This window comes from Treponema sp. B152, assembly GCF_024181665.1.
GTDB classification, from domain to species: Bacteria; Spirochaetota; Spirochaetia; order Treponematales; family Treponemataceae; genus Treponema_B; species Treponema_B denticola.
In genome coordinates this window covers 342,089-361,881 of record NZ_CP058668.1, presented here as the reverse complement: position 1 = coordinate 361,881, position 19,793 = coordinate 342,089, and the positions used below count along the sequence as shown (strand labels likewise).

The following is a 19,793-nucleotide window of genomic DNA, read 5'->3' as shown; positions in this document are numbered from 1 at the left end:
TATGGAAGAACTGAAATACAGCATAGAAGATCACACATTGGCTGAATTATTGGGTACTCAAAATTTTATTAATAAAGAATCCGCTATTTTAGAGCTAGTAAAAAATTCCTTTGATGCAAACTCATCATTATTGAATATTGTCTTTACCAATAATGCTATTACTATATCTGATATTGGGATAGGTATGAACAGTAGTGATATTAAATTGCACTGGATGCACGTTGGCAAAAGCAACAAAGGGTACAGACTACCTGATGATAACAATAATACTTCAAGAATTCTTGCCGGAGAAAAAGGTATAGGTAGGTTTGCGTTAGCAAGATTAGGAAATAATATTTCAATATTTTCTAAAAAAAATAACTCAGAAGCAATACTTTGGAAAACTGATTGGCATAAAAGCACCTTGGAAACCACTACAATTTTAAAGAAAACAGGAACCAAAATAATAATTGAAAAATTAAGGGACAAGTGGACAAAATCTTCCATAGAAAACTTAAGAGCCTATCTTGACAAAACATACAATGATACAGCGATGAAAATATTTATAAAATATAATGATAGCGATATAGAGATTAAACCTATCTTTTCTAATGCTAAAATAGGGAAAAACTATGCGTCACGTATTAATTTAGCATATTTTAATAAAAACCACAAACTTAAATGTTCAATTATCAGTGATGAATTTAAAGATATTGCAAAATTCTATACTGGCGGTATAGATATCAATACCTCGACAAAAACTATAAATATATATGATATATTTGAACATTCTGATTTAGATGTTGATGGTGAAAATTTACAGAATTTGTTAACAGAGTTGGGCAGTTTTTCAGCGGAATTATATTTTGGTATTGATAGATCAACAAAAGATGAAGTTGAGCGATTTTTATATAAAAGATCGGAATTACAGGAAAAATATAAAACAGGAATCATTTTATATCGCAATTCTTTTAGTCTGGCATCCTATGAAGGTAAACGTGATTGGCTGGAACTTGGCAAGCGTTCACGAAAATCGCCTGCAGCAGCAACGCATCCAACTGGAAGTTGGAGAGTTAGAGAGAATCAAATTTCAGGCAAAGTAGTTATTGATAAACAAAATAATAAAAATTTACGTGATTTGTCTAACCGTCAAGGATTGGAAGAAAATAAATACTATGAGCTTTTTATCGCTATTCTGCAAAAAGGTTTAGAGGAATTTGAATCATATCGACAATCAATCATTAGAAAAATCAATGAGAAAAATAAACCTCAGAAAGAAAGTGAAAGTCTTTTTGAAAAAATTGTTTCAGGCAAAATAAATCTAAATAACCTTGATGAAGAAAAACAAAAAGAATTTCTAACAGAACTGCAATCACTACAAAAAACACTAAAAGGAACCGAAGAAACTGAAAAGCGCTATAAATACGATGTACGTATTTTAAATGTGCTTGCAACAGTAGGATTAAAAGCCGCTTCACTGGCACATGAAATGAGAAATGATAAAAATGCTATTGAAAGTAATTATGAATTTATTAGAGAAGCGCTATTAGAATATAAAATTTGGGATATGCTAAATGATGAAGATCATACTCAATATGGGTATCAAAATGTACCTGCATTATTACTACGAAATAAAGAAATAAATCGAAAAATAATTATATTTATGAATACAATGTTAAATGAAATTGAAAAGAAAAAATTTTTTGCAGAAAAATACAATATCTATGAATTACTTAATAAGTTATCAGCAAAATGGAAAAAAGACTATAGTTGGATAAATACTGAAATTCAAATAGATAAAACAGATACATATACTTTATCTGAAGACGTTATTGATGTCATTTTTGATAATTTAATATTAAATAGCATTCAACAAAATGATAATCTATCTTCACTAAACATAAAAATATCAGCTATTGTGGAAAATGATTACCTTATATTTACCTACAAAGATAATGGTAGAGGTTTACATAAAAAATATCTTCATGATACATTTAAAATATTGGAGGTTCACGAAACAACCAGAAAAAATGGTCATGGTTTAGGAATGTGGATTGTAAATAATACTATTGAAATGTGCAATGGAAAAATAACTGATATAGCAGGTGAAAAAGGCTTTCAAATAACTTTTTGTATTAAAGGAGATTTATAAGATGGATACTATCACCATTTTGTATATTGATAACGATATTGATTCTTATACTTCACAATATTTACGAGAATCCTTAGATATTGGCAATATTGAGAAAATTTATAGCGAACATGAGTTTACTTCTGAAGAAACATACGAATCTTTGATTTATTATGATGAAGTAAAAAAGGCCGATTTAATTATTATTGATTCTAAACTTTTTGAGAATGCAACAGTTAAAGAGGCAAAACTTACCGGTGAGGAATTTAAATTAATTTTGAAAAAAGTGCTTCCGTATAAAGAAGTTATAGTTGTAACTCAAAATGAACCTCCGAAGGAGTACCAAGTTTTACCTAAATATCGTTCGGATAAAACGTCAGATCGCACGCATTTTTTTAATGAAAAGTGGTTACCAGTTATAAAAAATGCAATAAAATCAGTGCTAGAGTATAAAAACCTAGTACATAAAATCGAAAATAATAAAAATATCGACAAACATTTTCTTGAAAACATTATAATGACATTAGAAGGGAGTTATGAATATGATTTATTAAAGTCTGAAGATATAACAAAATTAATTACTGCATTTAAAGAATTAGAGGCGAAATATTATGAGTAATGACTATAGAAATAGTCAGTATTGTCCTAAATTAGACAGTATTACATCGAAAAAGAAAGATTTACAAAAGAAAATAGAATCTCAATATCCCAAGTGTAAGAATTTTTATCCTATAATTTCGAAAAAGAAAGGAAATCACAGAGAAAATTTTGCCAATATTTATAATAGAAAATGTGCTTATTGCGGTGTTTCTCTTGCAATTATGCCGATGTTTGAAATCGATCACTATATATCTAAAAAATACTTTGCTTCTGAAGATGATGCTGGACAGATAGATAACTTAGTATATTCTTGTTTTAGCTGTAATAGAAATAAACATGATTTTAAAATTAATAAAAAATATGTAGCATTATTAAATCCCGATAATGAAAGTATTGCTAAGGTATTTATTAGAGATGATAACTATAGTATACAAATACAAAAAGAGTATGAGACCGACGATATTATACAAGCATTTTATAAAAAATTACATTTCAATTTTGATATACGGAGGTTGGATTATCTATTACTTTGTATGCATGGATTGTCTAAGAGGATAACAGATAAAAACGATAAGCAAAAATTAGTGGAAGCAATTAATTGTCTAAAAATAAAACGAAATATTTTTATAGAAAAAAGAATACATTGACATAGCTTTACATAAAATTATTATTATTATTATTATTATGCATTATATAATATACCGCCTTATCTATCTGCTTATCAATAATTGCTGCCCGTTGTTCCAAGAGCTTATAAATATAATGACAATAAAAGCCATGCCGTCGAAGAAAAATATAAATTCTTTTCGTATGGAGATGCAATGCTGATTTTGTAGGGTGGTACCGCAAAGCAGACCTCGCTTGATTATATGGACAATTCTTCGGTAAATTTAGGCACAAGGTTATCAAAAAAAACGCCCCCGAAGCCGGAGTTTTATCCAACTTGGGGGCGACCAGTCATTTTAATGGGGAATTTCTATATGTAATTAAGCCGGCAATTACCCATTATTGCCGCGGCGTAACGCAAATGCCGTGCGCTATGCCGCTGTCGGTGCCGAGCTTGTGTTCGGTAACGGTAAGATCGTCCGCAATGCTCCACCACGCGGACTTAAAGATGCTGCCGTCATATGTTTGACCTGCGGCAAAAAGCGTGCTGCCGAACGCGCACAGCGCATATATATTGCTGCTGTTTACCGAAAATGTTGTATACAGCGAAGCGCTTGCCCCTTCGATTTTCCATACGGCGGGATAAGCGTTCATTTTTTTTCCTGCAGCATAGACGGCGGTGCCGTGCGCACAAACAGCCGTGATGATGGTGGCGTCCGGAACATTTATTTCGGTTACGGTTGTGCCGTCTACCTTCCACAGTTTTTTGCCTGCAACATACACCGAGCCGCCTTGAGTGCATACACCGGCAATCGAGAGACCGGTGTCGTGAGCGCTTACCTGCATAATGCCCAATTCGACCTCGCTTACCGTACCGCCGTCAGAAAGCGTCCACAAAAAAGCTTTTTTAGTGGAACCGTTCTCTTTATAGCCTGCAGCGTACACCTTGCCGCTCTCTGAGCACAAGGCTTGGGCTTCCGCAGCGGTTACCGGGGGAGTTATTTTATACAAATAGGTTACGGCAGGATGTGCGGGGTCGCTGATATCGGTAATGCTCGCCCCGCTATCGGTGCCGTCGTACGTTTTGCCTGCAACAAGGGTTTTTCCGTTATGCAAGACCATGTCATACGCAAAAGACCTCCCGTTCGTACCACTCCAGTGCCGGCTGCCGTCCGCTTTCCATACACGCGGCTTAGTAGCGCCGTCCCCTTCAAAGCCTGCAATGTACACCTGTGTACCCAACGCTTTCACGGTATAGCAATCCAGATAATTGGCAGGATTCTCTGCGCTCAGCGCTGTGGGGCTGCCGTTTTTGTACACGTAGGCTTTGTAGTTGCTTGTTACGCAGACGTATACGTCTGCGGGGGCGGTAACCGTTTTAAAGTGCACGGCGATGTTTGCATCCGCCGTTACGGTATGGGTGTAAACTGTAGCCGTCTCTCCTGGGATTGGCCTGACGCCGTTTGTCCATTTTTCAACTACATAGCCTGCATTCTCGGGCCTTGCGGTAAAAACAATCGTTTTATTTTTTTCCACTTGTGCAGGAGAGGTGATTTCGCTGCCGTCAACTTCCGCTTTAATCGTGCCGCCGGTGCCGTTTACGCCGAAGCGGACCGTGAGTGTGGGCGTTCCGCCGGCCTTGTTCGACAAGACGAGCCGCAAGCCAGTATGATTGCCGCTGGCAATAGAGGCACTGTTGTTCCGAAATGCACGAGCGACTAAGCTCGAGCTGCTGTACCAGCCTCCGCCGCGTACGACTTGGCCGGAACCTGAAGCATGTCCGCTATAGTCTGCCGGCAACGGATTCGGCAATGGGCCGAACCGGTCCCAGCACCATTCAAATACATTCCCGCTCATATCGTAGAGCCCATAGCCGTTCGGCTGCTTTTTCTTTACTTCATGCGTTTTACTTCCGCTGTGCACACCATACCACGCATAGTTTATCAGCTCGCTTTCGGTATCCGTTCCTGCCCATTTGTCTTCAGTTCCGCCCATTGCAGCCCATTCCCATTCAGCCTCCGTCGGCAAGCGGAAGCCGTTTTTGCCTGTGTCCCATGCGGCATTATTCCAGTCCGTATTATTCGTTGTAGGGATAGCGCTGTATTCAAGCGTCGAAAAATCTATCTGATTTCCGCCGGCCGTTACCGTATAGCACGGCTCAAGATTACAGGCAATGCTTAACTTATTGCAAAATGCTATTGCATGATACCAGTTTACCTGTTCTACAGGGCGCTTCTTCTGCGTTTCGCCGCTTTCAGGCAGCATTCCTGCTCCCTGAAAATGACTCGGATTAGTGCCCATCACCTTTTCCCACAGCTCCTGCGTTACTTCGGTTTCTCCTATAAAGTAGGCGGAAAGGCTTACCGCGTGCGGTGTATTACCGCTCACATCGGGGTGCCCTATGTTTTTGCTGTTTACGACGTTTATGCTTTTCATTTTAAAGCGTACGCCATCGACCGTGTAGATTTTATCGGCAGACGGCGTGGGTGTTCCTCCTCCGCCGGAACCGCCTCCGCTTCCCGAACCGCTTCCGCCTGCGCTGTTCGGGCAGGCGGTAAAGACCAGTGCTGCACCGAGCGTAAGTGCGATAAGTGCGGCTGTAACGAGCGCCGCTCCTCTTTTTTTGTGTTTCATAGAATAACTCCTTATATTTTTTAATTTAACCGCGGGGCACGCCAAGGGCGCAAAGAGGTTTAAGAGAGGCTTTGTAAGACATTCTTTTATAATCCTTTGCGTTCCTTGCGGTTTTTTATGTGAGTAAATTTGTCTGTGTTTGAGTGTAATTTTATTTGGGCATAGTAAGCCCTCAGCTGTGAAGCTGTGAAGCTGTGAAGCTGTGAAGCTGTGAAGCTGTGAAGCTGTGAAGCTGTGAAGCTGTGAAGCTGTGAAGCTGTGAAGCTGTGAAGCTGTGAATTTTGCCCGATTCTTTATTGCGTGTCAAGTGCTTTACTTCTCTTTTCGCATTTTTTTCGTGAGAATGATTGTAATTTCTATCGAATCGTTTGTCTATCATTACAGTATAGTGTAGTACGTTTTTACAAAGATTTCAACCTTTTTGGGAATTTTTTTAATTTTTTTTATTTAACCGCAGGGGGCGCTAAGAGCGCAGAGGGGGTAATGATGTTTTGATGACATATTCTTTTATTTATCCTTGGCGTTCCTTGCGGGCTTGGCGGTTTCATTGTACATCTACTACAATGTGATGATGGAAAGAATAGAATGAAATACATTTCAAGTGCGAAATCATATTTCTGCTATACATCATAAATGAACATCCTCTTATAGAGGCTATCGTTCAAAAACAAGCAAATGACAATTTGAAATAACAAAAGATAAATTAGGGGAGTATACTTGAAAAGTTTACTCCCCTTTTGTGTTATAAAAATTTACTCCCATTGTACATGTTGTGCTCTTGCACCGTAACGATATGCAGTTCCATCCTCATTAAAATTAGCCTCGATTCTATATCTTTTCCATAGCACATAATCCGTAGTTTGCATCTTAAGAATGAAGAGAGTATCATTTTTTATTTCTTCAGAATCTACGGGATTTAACGAAAAAATATCCTTTATATCCCTTGTTTTAAAATCTTGGATTGTAAGTTGAGATAAGTCAGTATGATTAAAGGTAACCTCGGATAATTGCTTACTATCAGCGTCAATCTCATAGTATGTGATAACGCAATTCTTTAAGCTATCTGAATCCTTCCCTGTAGGCGTAACACTCACAAAACCATAAGACTTACCATCACGAAAAATTTCTAAAAGCTTGCCGTAATAAAAATGATCATTTCGTTCATTGACAATCTCGCTATCAGCAGTTTTTTCATAAAATGTGAACCCTTCGGACAAAAGCTCAGATGCCTTTGTTTCCCCAACAATGACATTCGTTTTATCTACTTGAACTTCGATTGGATCTGACGGAAAACCGGTCAAAGAGAAGAATAACATGAAGGCAAAACATGCAAAAAACATACTCGCAACTATAGCATTTGATGAAGCATAAAAATACATCGGTTTATTCGAGCGATGAGACAATACAATAATCAGTTTTATAACATGACTTAGTATTAGTACTACAATAACAATAGAAAACTCAGCCTTCAAACACATATAAAGCGCTTTTGAAAAGTGATGTGTTCTGTAATATATTGCGCCGAAAACAACAATATTTGCCAAAACAAAATTCAAAATGAATAAGGTAGCCTCTTTCAATGCTGTCGAATCAGTAACATAATCAAATTGCCTGCTACTGAATCTTCCTTTAAGGCTTGATCCAATCAAATAAATCCATCTTGGCAAATCTGTGTCTGTTCCTATAGCTATCACAATTCTCAAATAGATATAGATTGTCAATAAAAAAAGCAGTAATGCAAGAAATCCAAAACTCAAAAGTACTATTGTAAATCCCATGAATACTCTCCTTTTTTTAATAAAATTCACACTTTTGCACACCGAACATTATATCACAGTTGCATATCTTGCGTTTCTCCTACAAATCCTGATTTATCAAACTTTATTATACCAAATAGACCCTCTCCTGTATAGCTATAACAGAAAATATTACAATCTTGTAATCACTGTATTGCCATTCATCTTAGCTTTACCTTTTCGTTTAATATATTCCTCAATATCAAATACATTCCTCTTATCATAGTCTTCAAGGAGCTTATAATTCTTATGTTTTGTAATATAGAATTTGTCTGATAGAAAAGGTCTTACGCCTTTAGCTGAGATTGTGCCTGAAGTATGATACTTGTTGAAATTTCTCTGGAACAGATCGTTGCAATGAGCTTCATCGGTATCCGAGATAATAACAAAGAGTGCCGTTTTTCTATCTCCAAGAGTATCAAGCTCAAATTCATCCTCTTTCAAGACTTATATCTGAGTATAATGAATTTGAACATAGTCCTTTACTACACAAATGCAAAATGCGTACGTATTTGTTGCGCAGGAACGTTTATTGGCTGTTGATTTACATTAGATAACATATAAGGATTTATATATGCCGGACTATTTGCCTGAAAATCTAACAGCACGGTCTCTTGCACATTCCAACCGGCATTTTGAAATGCGGTAATATAGCTAATTGCATCAGGACACTTATTTACAGCCTTCCTGCGCAAAGTTGCTACTACCGCATTCGGCTTTTGAGGATTCTGTATAACCTCATTAATAACATCTTGCGGCTGCATACCTTTTTCCTGTGCAGATCGTACAAACACATAGGCATTAATGACATTTTGCTTAAGCATCTTAAGCTCCTTTACTTCCATCTGCTTACTTCCAGTTAAGCAGCGCATTAATGACGATTTACCGGTGGCATATTCACCAATAATCAAATATACATCCATAATTATCCTCCTCCTCTTTCCGGATTGTGTGATACTATATTTAGACTGATTTTTCAAGTTAAAAACAGAATTTATTATAAGAGCAATCCGCAAAACTGATAATTTCACAAGATTGCTCTTGTAATTAAAAACTTCCTGTATATCCCAATTCTTTTAATTTAGCTTGTGTTTTTAAGGTTAAATGAGTACCTTTGAAACTACACCAATCAAATTCAATTTGTTTAATTTCGTCAGGAATTATAATTTCAGTTAAATTACGGCAGTAGGAGAAACCTTCACCATAATTTCCGTTTATCTTTTTTAAATTTTTTGGAAAGGTTATACTCTTTAAAGTATCTGAGCTAAAGTCTTTCAACTCTTCAATTCTGTCAGGAATAATAACTGTAGTTCCATTAAATTTGTGATATGCTCCGAGTTTTTGTTTCACGGTATCAGGTACTACAAATTCTTCAAGAAAGAAAAATTCATAGTCAGGATTATTTGGATAAGGCTTCTTAGAAGAGAGCCCTTTTTCATTACCATATCCGTAAACAGCTTTTTTCCCCGGTACTATTTTTTTTGCATAAATTCTTACTACGTCTATGCCGCAAGTACTTGTAACAAATTCTACTGTATCAGGTATTATGACTAAATCCCATGGAATCTCATCACCATCACCATTTTCATTAGCCAGTCTTGACATTCTCTTCTGAGTGAAACAAATTCCTTTGACCGGTAGATTTTCAATTTCTGCAGGAAAATATAAAACATTGGATTTCGGCATATAGAGCATTTTGCCTTGGCTATTTGCCTTTTCTTCGTATGCTTCTTGTCTAAATCCTGTTATAACCACACCGGTACCATCTCCAGTTAATTCATACTGAAAGTAATCTGCCGTCCATGGTTTTGCATTTTTAACCTACTTACTTGTATTTGTATTGCCATCTTCATTACATGAAGCCAATACAACCAACATTCCAAATAGCATCATAAAGATTTCTATTGGTTTTTTGTACATAATAACCCTCCATACTTAGTTATTAATTTTTATCCTTTTTTCATTATACCCCCCCCATTTTTTGTCAACCCTATTGACAATTTTTTTTATATTTTTTGAAAATACGGATGGCGTATTGTTTATCCTTTTCAAGTTCGGAAGGTACAAAGAATTCCACTACCGAAGAAAAATATGTTCAGGTAGTTGCAGTCGGGTTCAATACCCTTCGTTACGACGTAGGCGTCGGGGTATTAAACCCTCCGTACGAATAAAATCGGTACGGGTATTTGCTTCATCATAAGCAGATGTATTGTACTGCCTTTTATTCAGTTCAAAAAGGTCAGCCAACTGTGTAAGACCGATTTTATGTTCTTCTAAAATATTCATAAGTAACTCCGTAAAAGGCTTAATTGTCTTTAATTATACCACTATTCATCTCAGTTTTCAATTGACTTAAAACATTGACTTAAAAAACTATCCGAAGTATAATAAATTTTAACGGAGAATAATAAATCTTATGAAAAAGCGTATCTTTTTAGACAATGCGGCCGGTGCCTTTCCTAAGACACCCGGCCTCGACCAAGCTCTTGCGATGGCATTAAATATGGGAACAGGAAATATTAACCGCAGCACCTATACCGAAACCGAAGAAGCAGGTCTTGCCGTCATCGAAACAAGAGAACTCTTGTGTAAGCTCTTTAATTTTCAGCCGGCAACCCATGTTATTTTTACATCGGGAGTTACGGCAAGTCTAAACTATATTATCAAAGGTTTTCTCAAATCGGGCGACAGGGTTTTAACAAGCACCTTTGAGCATAATGCCGTAATGCGTCCTCTGGTTCAAATGGAAAAATTAGGCGTAAAAATTGACCGCGTTCCTGCACTCTTAAAAAACGGAGGAGCCTTTGTAGATACTTCCTCAATCGAATCTATGATAAGGCCTGAAACCCGTCTTGCCGTTTTTTCACATGCTTCAAATGTAACGGGCTTTATTCAGCCTATAGAAGAAATTGCCTCAATCTTAAAAAAGCACAATATTCCTTTGGTAATAGACGGAGCTCAAACTGCAGGGCACATTCCCGTCGACCTTGCACAATTAAAACCGGCAGCCTTTTGCTTTACGGGGCATAAGGGGCTACTCGGCCCCCAAGGAACAGGCGGCATCTTATTCGATAAGGATTTTGCAAAAGAAGTTGAGCCCCTCATCACAGGCGGAACAGGAAGTGCATCCGATTCGGAAGAAACGCCCTCCTTTATGCCAGATAAATTCGAGGCCGGAACTCAAAACATAATCGGAATTGCAGGCCTTCACCACAGCCTAAAATGGCTGGATTCTTTCGGGATTGAAAACATTCACACAAAAGAACAAAAACTGCTTAAACTATTTTTAGACGGAATAAAAGGTCTTCCGATAAAAATTGCGGGAGGAGAGTCAGCCGAAAACAGGGTCGGAATTGTTTCGATAGACTTTTCCGAATTTATGGACAATGCGGAAGCCGGTGCCGCTCTCGAAGAAAAATACGGCATCCTTACCCGCTGCGGCCTCCATTGTTCGCCTTCGGCTCATAAGTCCATCGGCACCTTTCCGCACGGCACGGTAAGATTTTCGACAGGCCCCTTCACAATCGAAGAAGAAATTGAAACTGCAATAAGGGCAGTAAAAGAGCTTTGCACAAAGGCCTAACTCACCCTAAGAATTTTTTCTTCACGCTTGGTAACCAGACCTATAATGGCAGGTTTTCCGCAAGGCGTATTTTCCAAAGCTTGAGACAGTTCTCCGTAAAGAGCGGCAGCGTCTTCCTTGTCTACCGAAATCAAAAGCCCTCCCGAAGTTTGAGGATCGAACATCAGGTCTTGGTAGGCAAGGGGAACATTTTCAAATACAATATTATCTCCCACAAAATTTCTATTGGAGTAAACACCGGCAGGCATCATACCCATTTCGGCACTTTCAATTACGGATTTATAAATCGGAACGGATTTATAATCGACTTCAATGCTCATACAGCTTCCCTTCCCCATCTCATAAAGATGACCGAGAAGACCGAAACCTGTAATGTCGGTACAGGCATTTATTTTATATTTTACCATGATGTTGCGGGCCTTCGCATTTAAAAAAGCCATAATCTTATAACAGCGGTCAAGTTCTTCCGGCGGCGACATGTCGGCCTTTGAAGCCGTAAGTAAAATGCCCGTGCCGATCGGCTTAGTCAAAATTAAAACATCGCCTTCCTTTGCTGTCGAATTTTCCAAAATCTTTTTAGGATGAACGAAGCCGTTTACAGCCAAACCGTACTTGGGCGAGTCATCATAGATAGTATGGCCTCCGCAGACTATAGCACCGGCCTCATAAACCTTATCAAAACCTCCGCGTAAAATTTCTTTTATCATATCTTCAGGCATATCTTTGGTGATACAAAAAAGATTTAGGGCGAGCTTAGGCTCCCCGCCCATCGCATAAATATCGCTTAAAGAATTTGCGGCGGCAACTTGCCCGAATATGTAGGGATCACCTGAAACCGGCGGAAAAAAATCTATAGTAGATATAAGAGCCGTTTCATCGTTTATCTTATAGACGGCAGCATCATCTGAAGTATTAAAACCTACGAGTAAATTATCGTCATTCCTTACGGAAAAATTTTTTAAAAGTTTATCGAGTGCACCCGCACTCAGCTTTGCACCTCAGCCCGGATTTTTTGCAGCTTTTAATAAATCGAAATCTTCATTAATAAGTGAACAGCTCATATCAGCCTCCTGAATAATTAAGAAGCCTCTAAAAACATCGGTTTTTAGAGGGTCTCCTTAACCTTATTTGCGATGTTTAAAATTAAGTCATCAAAATATAAGGACTTAATTTTAAACTCGTCGGCCATCTTTAAAAATCCGACAAGATTTTTAAAGATGGCCATAGTATCTCATAATTTTAACTTATGGTCAAGATAAAAAAAAGAGCTATTGAACATTTAATTATATAAGAGTATACTATTGCTAACAAAATCTTGTTTACGGAGGAATATGATAAAAATGAGTAAAAAGATAAAAGCTATAGGATTCTTTGTAACAGCTATTTTAGTATTTGCTTTTGCTTGCGAACCGGAGATGCTTTACGGGACTGCAAAGGTAGCTGGCTCGACCCCTGCCGGTACTAATTATGAATATGGATATTCAGTATGTATCGATGTAACCGTTGATGACCAAGGTAAAATCATCAAAGTAAGTGATGACGAGAAAAACACGGAGGCATCTATCGCAGCAGATGTTATAGGAGCTGCAGCAAGCAACAAAGCTTACTGGAAAAAATATTTGTCAGGAAAAGGTTTTGAAAAGTATAAAAACCTTACCCTGGAAGATGTCAAAAAAATGGATGTCGGTTTCCCCGGCGCTCCGGGAGTTGATGCCGTAGGAGGAGCCACAGCAGCTTCCCTTGCAGTAAAAAATGCGGTTTTACAGGCTTTGGTGCTTGATGCTTCAATTAAGGAGCTTGTAAACTACAAAAATCCCGACAATTATAAAAAGGGAGAACAAAAAAAATTGGAAAAAATCGTTAAAGAAGGGAAAGCTCATCTGGAAACTTTAGAAACCTATGAAGAAATAGAAAAGGCTCTTGCAGAATTAAAACAAAAACTGGATGCGTTAAAAACAAAATAATTAACTAATAAAAAGCGGCGGCAGTATTGATGGAATCCATCCAAATCGGAAGGCTTCCGTAACACTGCCGCCTTTAATCGCACTATCGGAAGCCTATAAAAACATCAGTTTTTATAGGCTTTCCTTAAATTTAATTTACACTTCAACGTACTTACCGTCTTCACTTAAATAATAAAAAGCATCGTAATCAAATTGACTAAAATAATCTTTATCAAAAGCAAGGCCTTCTTTAAAAATCAATTTTAATGCAGTGCCGCAGCTTGAACTTACAGAGCGCGGCACCGGAACCAATTTTGCAGTCAACTCTCCTGTCTTAGCATTATCCGTTTTGTTCACGGCTCTCATGCAGACAAGAGAATCATAATGTGTATGAAAGGTAATTAAATACTCTTTCATTATTTTGCTACGGCAATTTTCCAGCCGTCATCGCTAGGTTCAATCTTTGTTTTAGCCTTTGCATTATCGCAAAAGCGTTTTATATTTTCTTTTGATGTTTCGTTATCTACCAACACAACGAAGGCAGAATTTACAGCAATAGCTTTCTTGGTTAAAACCACAGGCTCAGGGCAAGCAAGCCCTCTAGCATCTACAATAATATCAGACATAATCTTCTCCTAATAAAAACTTATTTATTTTTCAAAGAATAATAGATACTTACAAAAGCTGTAAGAATCAAACCTACAACAACAGCAATCATTCCGGCACTTGTCGGTCCCTTACCGGAAGAAGCCAGGCCGAAGTTATGGGCAAAGGCAGCACCGGCGATAAGCCCTACAACGGTAATTGCTGAATCGCTGTTTCCTTCACCCGTCAATATGAGCTGTCTTAAAGGACAGCCGCCCAAAAGAACGCTTGCCCAGCCGACTAAAACCATTCCAAGGGCATTCCATAAGCCGTCTGTGTGGGCTACGGGCTGGCCGGCAAAACCTAAATTGAACTTACCTAAAATTAACGAACCTACTACAACAGTTACCAAAATAGTAAGGCTTCCCCACAATAGGTGAAAATCTTTAAGCATGATTGCATCTCGAATTCCGCCCACAGTACACATTCGGCTTCTTTGAGCAAGACCGCCTACAACAAGACCTATAGCCAGTGCCAAGAAAATCGGAGCCTTCATAGCACCGGGACCTTTTTCGCTAAAAGCAAGCGCTGAGGGGAAGGCAACCAAAAGAACAAAAAAGACGAGCACAAATATTATAGGAATTACACCTTCCTGCTTTGACTGATTATGAGCCCTGCTAAGAGAAAAGTTTTTATTTAAGAAGAAGATACCGATTACAATTCCGGCAATAAAGCCTACTAAACCGAAAACAGCATTTAAATCACCTGCTCCCAAGCGTAAAAACATTCTCAAAGGACAACCTAAGAAAACCAAGGCTCCTATCATAACAAAGAAACCTAGAGTAAATCGTGTAAAGGCAGCAGAACCGCCTCTCGGCTTAAATTCTTTTTTTACAAAGGCCAGTACAAAGGCCCCGATTATAAGACCGATTACCTCAGGTCTCATATACTGAACAACTCCTGCATTATGCAGTTTTAAGGCGCCGGCAATGTCCCGCAAAAAACATGCAATACAAAAACCCATGTTTCCCGGATTTCCGAACCTAACCAATACGAGGGCCGCAATACCGATCACGGCACCTGTAACAATAACCATGAGATGTTTTTTCATAAACTCTCCTCCATTTAAAAAAGATTGGGAGATAACGAGTTTTTCAAAATAAATTTACAAAAAGGCTATAAAGACAATTTTGAAGGAATCAAAAAGAAGGAGGCGGAAAAAGCAAAATTCGCAAAAGGTCCTTCGTTTTTGTTTCCGTATTATAAGCCGGAAGTAAAATTACTTCGAAGATATAAACTCATTTACGCATTTCGATCTCCCATAACTAAAATATAAACCATAACGATTTATCAGGTATAATTTTAGCAAAAAGAAAATAAAATGTCAACATATTAAAAAAAATTAAGATTTATTATTTAATTTAAAAAGGCTGCAAGAGCCGTACCCAAGGTTACGGCCTCATCATTTGTTTTAAGAACAAAGTAAATTCCTCTTTTTTCGGTTAAACAGGTGTGTAAACTCTTAAAGATTCTTTCTTTAATCAAAAAACCTTTTAAAAACATCGAGCCGTCGGCACTTATACAGATAGGCTTATCCGGCGATTTACCTTTACCGGTTTTTATACAGGCGGCAGCAATTACGGCAGCTGAAAGCCTTCCGGCTCTCTCAAAAAAACATTTACAGATGGAATAGATTTTAACATAGTCTTCCGAAACCGAATGAGCTTCGATTATACCGGAAAAAATATTTTTATCGTGATTTTGTTCCTTTAAAAACAAAGAAATCTCTTCACTTGAAAAATCACAAGAATTTAAAAGCATCTTGTTGACCCGCGGCGAAAAAATTCCCTCGGCAGCACCCGCCCTTAAAGCGATGGAACAAAGCTCTCCAAGATAGCGTCCTGAACACATTCTTTCTAAAAAATACTCGTTTTTTAAATTGGAATTTTCGGATAAGACTTTATCGAATTTGCTTTGAGGAATCTTATTGCTTTTTCCCGACTCGCATACGATTATCTGAGGTTTATCGTAAAATTCGGTACTTTTGAGTTTTCCAATTTTTCCGTATTCGATATATGCAGAATTTAGCCCCGTCCCTAGAACAAAGCCTATGTGAGAGTCAAAGCTCTGATCATCGGTTTCAGAAAAAATTCCTGACTGGAGAACTGCAGCGGTATCGTTCACCATTATAATTTTTTTTATTTTTTTCCAACCCTTACGAGATAAGGCTTGAAAAAGCCCTTCATTTATTTTGCAATCGCCGATATAGGGCAGTTTTATTTCTTTTGAAAGCTTAATAGCCTGCCCGCCGCCGTCAGGAAAAATCTTTATGGCATAGGAAAAGCAAAAGGAAATCATATCAGACTCATCTTTTAAAGGTTCTAAGTATTCGGCAATGCTGTCAAAGAACTCTTCATTAGTCATTTCCCTGTCAAGAGCAGGCATCGGATGCTTAAAAAAAGAAAGAATTTCAGGCACTCCTTTTTTGTCAAAATAGACAATGCCTGCCCTAAAATTAGTACCTCCGGCATCGATGATTATTACCTTTTTATCCTTAGGGATATCGGTGGGAAGATTTTTCCATAAGGGAATCATATCCATAGAAGAAACAGACTCAGCTTCGCTTTCCAATCCTTTTTTCATATCTTCCAAAAGGATTGAAGCTGCATATTCGATATCAATTTTATAATCAAAATTATTTCTCTTAAAAAAATCGTCGATCTCTTTCATTTAAATAATTCCCTTAAAACTTAAGTGTAGAAGCAAAAAGCAGACAAGCTTATTTAATCGCTTTCTTTAGAGCTTCCGTCTTGTCGGTTTTTTCCCATGAGAATTCGGGGCGGCCGAAATGTCCGTAGGCTGCCGTTTCTTTATAGATGGGGCGCTTTAAATCCAGAGTCTTTATAATGCCTGCAGGAGACATATCAAAAACCTCTTTTATTGCCTTTTCTATTTTTTCTTCAGGAACTTCACCCGTTCCGAAGGTATCAACTCTTACGGCGACAGGGAATGGAACTCCGATTGCATAGGCTAACTGAACTTCGCAGCGGCGTGCAAGATCTGCAGCTACTACGTTTTTTGCAATGTATCGGGCCATGTAGGCAGCAGAGCGGTCAACCTTTGACGGGTCCTTACCCGAAAAAGCTCCTCCTCCATGTCTTCCCATTCCGCCGTAGGTGTCTACTATTATTTTTCTTCCGGTAAGACCTGTGTCTCCAAAAGGGCCTCCTATAACAAAGCGGCCTGTAGGATTGATAAAATACTTGGTATCATCGGCCAAAAGTCCGGTCGGTCCCAAAACAGGCTTAATAACCCGATTGATTAGAGTATCTTTTAACTCGTCATATTGAACATCGGGATAATGCTGATGAGAAAGAACAACCGTGTCTATCTTAATAGGTTTAAAACCTTCATATTTTACGGTAATCTGTGTCTTTGAATCGGGGCGAAGCCAAGGGATAATCTTTTCTTTTCTGAGTTTTGCAGCATACCTCAATACAGAATGAGAAAACATAATGGGAGCAGGCATCAGTTCAGGAGTTTCCTTGCAGGCAAAACCGAACATCATACCCTGATCTCCTGCCCCCTGCTGGCCCTTATATTCATCAAGTCCCGTACCGTCTACCCCTTGCGAAATATCGGGGGACTGTGAGTGAATCATATTCATAACCGCCATAGAATGGCAGTCCAACCCGAAATCGGTATTTGTATAGCCGATTTCTTCAGCTATAGTCCGTGCAATCTCTTGAATATCTACATAGGTGTTAGTTGTTATCTCTCCGCCGACAAGAACCAAGGCGGTAGAAGCAAAGGTTTCACAGGCTACATGGCTTTCAGGGTCATCTTTTAAACATGCATCTAAAACTGCATCCGAAATTTGATCACATAGCTTATCGGGATGTCCCTCGCTTACCGACTCTGATGTAAAATAACTTATATCGTTTTTCATATTAACCTCATCATTTTAACAATATTTTAGAAGAATATTATACTATAAAGTTTAAAGCTTTTTCAAGCTATGAAACAATTTCGACTTTAATTTCGGTCTTTTTTAAAAATGAAAGCTTTGTTTCCGAAATTATTATGGCTATAAAGATTAAGATAAAACCGAAAACCGAATAAACATCAAGACTTTCACCCTTAAATATAACCGAAAAGATAATTCCGAAAATAGATTCAAGACCCAAGATAATGGCGGCACTTGAAGCATCGGTGTGCTTTTGTCCTATATTTTGTAAAAGAAGGGCGAGGCCCGTACAAATTGCAGCAAGATAGAGCACGGAACCTATGGACGAATAAGACCAAACTATTGCACTATTATCTTCAAAAATAAGAGTTACAAGCCATGAAAGAATTGCAGCCACTCCGAATTGGATAATAGTCATAAGAATGGGATCCTTTCTTTTGCTTAATCGTGTAATACTTACAATGTGGCTTGCAAAAAGAAGACCGCTTAAAAGAGCATAAAAGTCTCCCAAAGTTATTCCTACAGAGGATGAAAGAACCAAGTCTTTAAAAGATACAAGACCTATTCCCAAAATACACAAAACGGCAGCAGAGGCGTTGTACCTATCGGGACGAATCCTGTTTACAAGCCAACCCAAAAAGGGTACGATTACGCAATAAGAAGCAGATAAAAAGGCGCTTCGTCCGGGGAGTCCGCCGGCAGTCGTAACGCCGAAGGTTTGACTGGAATAAGCAATAAACAGAAAAAAACCTACAATTCCTCCGTTTATAAGATAATCTTTGTCTATGAGTTTTAATTTTTTATAAAACACAAGACAAAGCAAAAAACAGGCAATAGAAAATCTTAAGCCCAATAAAAAATTAGGTTTAAAAAAATCCGTAGTTTCGCTTACAACAACAAGAGAACTACCCCATACTATTGCAACAATCAAAAGGGCTAAACGCGATAAAACATTAATCTTGGTATTAGTCAAAATAAATTCCTTTGCATCGTCAGTAAAACGGCAAATGCAAAATGCCTCAAAAAGTCCGGGAACGAGCTTTCCTTTTTGAAAAGGTGTATTATATGATAAGTCCGCATTATACAGAAAAACGAAAAAAAAGACAAGCCGGAATTTATACAAACAAAAAATCGTCCTATTGACATATTCTTATATTTTCTATATAATTGGCTTTTAATCCTAAAGCCGGAGGGGGTGAAAAAAGAAATGGCATATGTAACAATTGACGATTCAGAGCATCTTGAAAAAGCTCTAAAAAGATTTAAGCGTCAAGTCGAAAAAGAAGGTATTATCCGCGAATGGAAAAAGAAGGAATTCTACGAAAAGCCTTCCACTGTTTTAAACAGAAAGAATAAGGCCCTCCGCCGAAAACTTATGAAAAAAACAAGACGCTCACGCGATTCAAAGAGCTATTAATGGAAAAGAGCTTGCGGTTTCAAACTTGAACCCAAGCTCTTTTTTTTATCAAAGCTCTTTTTCCATATAAATATAACCGTCCTCTCCCTCTTTTTTTAAAATATGCTCAGGTACCTTAGAGGCGGAAAAACCTAATCTTTTATAAAGTTTTATTGCTTTTTCATTTTGAGGAACAGGATTAACCCAAACCTTTTTCGCACCTTTAAGTCTTGCCTGTTCTATAGCAAAACTCAAGGCCTTAGAGGCAATCCCTCTCCCCCGAGCCTTGGCAAACAGCTTAATATCAAGACTTGTAAGATTATCATGAACCGTATCGATGGAATACCAAGTTTCTCCGCAATAAACTTCCCCCTCAAAAATCGAATAATGCATAGATAGAGGACTGTTCTTTAGCACCCAATCATACCAACGGGCCATTTCTTCATCGGTTTGAACCAAACCGTCCGGAAATCCTACAAATTTCATAACATCACCATCAGCCCATAAGGCTTTAACCAATGGAAGGTCCTTTTTTTCGGTCGGCCTAATCAATATTTCCATATAACTACTATC

The 19,793-nt window shown here is 38.0% G+C and carries 21 protein-coding genes and 1 pseudogene; 7 read left to right on the top strand and 15 right to left on the bottom strand.

Translation table 11 applies throughout. The features are described 5' to 3' along the window. Position 1: 1 nt before the first annotated feature. The 4 genes from HYB91_RS01540 to HYB91_RS12990 all read left to right on the top strand — a co-directional run bounded on the left by HYB91_RS01540 (position 2) and on the right by HYB91_RS12990 (position 3,546). The gene (locus tag HYB91_RS01540; RefSeq protein ID WP_002675910.1) at positions 2–2,131 is read left to right on the top strand and encodes an ATP-binding protein; all 2,130 of its coding nucleotides are present in this window, start codon (positions 2–4) and stop codon (positions 2,129–2,131) included. Position 2,132: 1 nt separating this feature from the next. Next, positions 2,133–2,729 carry a hypothetical protein gene (locus tag HYB91_RS01535; protein ID WP_002675912.1) on the top strand — a complete coding sequence of 199 codons (597 nt, stop codon included), beginning with the start codon at positions 2,133–2,135 and terminating at the stop codon, positions 2,727–2,729. Then, positions 2,722–3,357, top strand: a complete 636-nt coding sequence (locus HYB91_RS01530) for an HNH endonuclease (protein ID WP_002675913.1) — start codon at positions 2,722–2,724, stop codon at positions 3,355–3,357. Before HYB91_RS01535 ends, HYB91_RS01530 begins: the two co-directional genes overlap by 8 nt. 81 nt (positions 3,358–3,438) lie before the next feature. Then, a complete protein-coding gene (locus tag HYB91_RS12990; RefSeq protein WP_155116596.1) occupies positions 3,439–3,546 on the top strand; it encodes an S-adenosylmethionine:tRNA ribosyltransferase-isomerase in 108 nt (35 codons plus the stop codon). Positions 3,547–3,715: 169 nt separating this feature from the next. On the opposite strand, the gene HYB91_RS01525 is transcribed toward HYB91_RS12990, so the two are convergent. The 7 genes and pseudogenes from HYB91_RS01525 to HYB91_RS01495 form a co-directional block, all read right to left on the bottom strand. Further along, entirely contained in the window at positions 3,716–5,950 is a 2,235-nt protein-coding gene (locus HYB91_RS01525) for a formylglycine-generating enzyme family protein (protein ID WP_002675914.1), read from the bottom strand. A 172-nt stretch (positions 5,951–6,122) separates the two neighbouring features. Next, positions 6,123–6,329: a hypothetical protein gene (locus tag HYB91_RS01520; RefSeq protein ID WP_253719587.1), complete on the bottom strand. Its 207-nt coding sequence runs from the start codon at positions 6,327–6,329 to the stop codon at positions 6,123–6,125. 373 nt (positions 6,330–6,702) lie between these two features. Beyond that, complete coding sequence (locus HYB91_RS01515) at positions 6,703–7,728, bottom strand: hypothetical protein (RefSeq protein ID WP_002673991.1); 1,026 nt, start codon at positions 7,726–7,728, stop codon at positions 6,703–6,705. Between the two features lie 150 nt (positions 7,729–7,878). After that, positions 7,879–8,193, bottom strand: a pseudogene (locus tag HYB91_RS01510) (hypothetical protein); the annotation flags it as partial. A gap of 38 nt (positions 8,194–8,231) precedes the next feature. Then, entirely contained in the window at positions 8,232–8,669 is a 438-nt protein-coding gene (locus HYB91_RS01505; protein WP_002675916.1) for a hypothetical protein, read from the bottom strand. Between the two features lie 124 nt (positions 8,670–8,793). Continuing rightward, positions 8,794–9,501 carry a leucine-rich repeat protein gene (locus HYB91_RS01500; RefSeq protein WP_002675917.1) on the bottom strand — a complete coding sequence of 236 codons (708 nt, stop codon included), beginning with the start codon at positions 9,499–9,501 and terminating at the stop codon, positions 8,794–8,796. Positions 9,502–9,861: 360 nt separating this feature from the next. Then, positions 9,862–10,032, bottom strand: a complete 171-nt coding sequence (locus HYB91_RS01495) for a hypothetical protein (protein ID WP_002675920.1) — start codon at positions 10,030–10,032, stop codon at positions 9,862–9,864. 130 nt (positions 10,033–10,162) lie between these two features. Between HYB91_RS01495 and HYB91_RS01490 the strand changes: the two genes are divergently transcribed. Continuing rightward, positions 10,163–11,329 (top strand): aminotransferase class V-fold PLP-dependent enzyme, encoded by a 1,167-nt coding sequence (locus HYB91_RS01490; protein WP_002675921.1) that lies wholly within the window; start codon positions 10,163–10,165, stop codon positions 11,327–11,329. Here HYB91_RS01490 and selD read toward each other — a convergent pair. Further along, the gene (selD, locus tag HYB91_RS01485) at positions 11,326–12,390 is read right to left on the bottom strand and encodes a selenide, water dikinase SelD (RefSeq protein ID WP_080612161.1); all 1,065 of its coding nucleotides are present in this window, start codon (positions 12,388–12,390) and stop codon (positions 11,326–11,328) included. The genes HYB91_RS01490 and selD overlap by 4 nt on opposite strands. A 279-nt stretch (positions 12,391–12,669) precedes the next feature. Here selD and HYB91_RS01480 point away from each other — a divergent pair, with 279 nt between their 5' ends. Further along, positions 12,670–13,293 carry an FMN-binding protein gene (locus tag HYB91_RS01480; RefSeq protein ID WP_002675924.1) on the top strand — a complete coding sequence of 208 codons (624 nt, stop codon included), beginning with the start codon at positions 12,670–12,672 and terminating at the stop codon, positions 13,291–13,293. A 135-nt stretch (positions 13,294–13,428) separates the two neighbouring features. Here the strand turns inward: HYB91_RS01480 and HYB91_RS01475 are convergent, their stop codons facing one another. The 6 genes from HYB91_RS01475 to HYB91_RS01450 all read right to left on the bottom strand — a co-directional run bounded on the left by HYB91_RS01475 (position 13,429) and on the right by HYB91_RS01450 (position 18,947). Beyond that, positions 13,429–13,689 (bottom strand): putative Se/S carrier protein, encoded by a 261-nt coding sequence (locus HYB91_RS01475; protein ID WP_002675925.1) that lies wholly within the window; start codon positions 13,687–13,689, stop codon positions 13,429–13,431. Then, positions 13,689–13,898, bottom strand: a complete 210-nt coding sequence (locus HYB91_RS01470; protein ID WP_002675926.1) for a sulfurtransferase TusA family protein — start codon at positions 13,896–13,898, stop codon at positions 13,689–13,691. The genes HYB91_RS01475 and HYB91_RS01470 overlap by 1 nt, the downstream gene beginning before the upstream one ends. A gap of 20 nt (positions 13,899–13,918) precedes the next feature. Then, entirely contained in the window at positions 13,919–14,968 is a 1,050-nt protein-coding gene (gene yedE / locus HYB91_RS01465; protein ID WP_002667491.1) for a YedE family putative selenium transporter, read from the bottom strand. A 305-nt stretch (positions 14,969–15,273) separates the two neighbouring features. Continuing rightward, the gene (locus HYB91_RS01460; RefSeq protein ID WP_002675927.1) at positions 15,274–16,587 is read right to left on the bottom strand and encodes a hexokinase family protein; all 1,314 of its coding nucleotides are present in this window, start codon (positions 16,585–16,587) and stop codon (positions 15,274–15,276) included. A gap of 49 nt (positions 16,588–16,636) precedes the next feature. Further along, entirely contained in the window at positions 16,637–17,806 is a 1,170-nt protein-coding gene (metK, locus tag HYB91_RS01455; protein ID WP_002675928.1) for a methionine adenosyltransferase, read from the bottom strand. 67 nt (positions 17,807–17,873) lie between these two features. Continuing rightward, a complete protein-coding gene (locus HYB91_RS01450) occupies positions 17,874–18,947 on the bottom strand; it encodes a DMT family transporter (protein ID WP_002675929.1) in 1,074 nt (357 codons plus the stop codon). A gap of 84 nt (positions 18,948–19,031) precedes the next feature. Here HYB91_RS01450 and rpsU point away from each other — a divergent pair, with 84 nt between their 5' ends. Next, the gene (gene rpsU / locus HYB91_RS01445; RefSeq protein ID WP_002673965.1) at positions 19,032–19,241 is read left to right on the top strand and encodes a 30S ribosomal protein S21; all 210 of its coding nucleotides are present in this window, start codon (positions 19,032–19,034) and stop codon (positions 19,239–19,241) included. A gap of 48 nt (positions 19,242–19,289) precedes the next feature. Here rpsU and HYB91_RS01440 read toward each other — a convergent pair whose 3' ends face one another. Then, the gene (locus tag HYB91_RS01440; RefSeq protein WP_002675931.1) at positions 19,290–19,781 is read right to left on the bottom strand and encodes a GNAT family N-acetyltransferase; all 492 of its coding nucleotides are present in this window, start codon (positions 19,779–19,781) and stop codon (positions 19,290–19,292) included. Between the last annotated feature and the right edge of the window lie 12 nt (positions 19,782–19,793).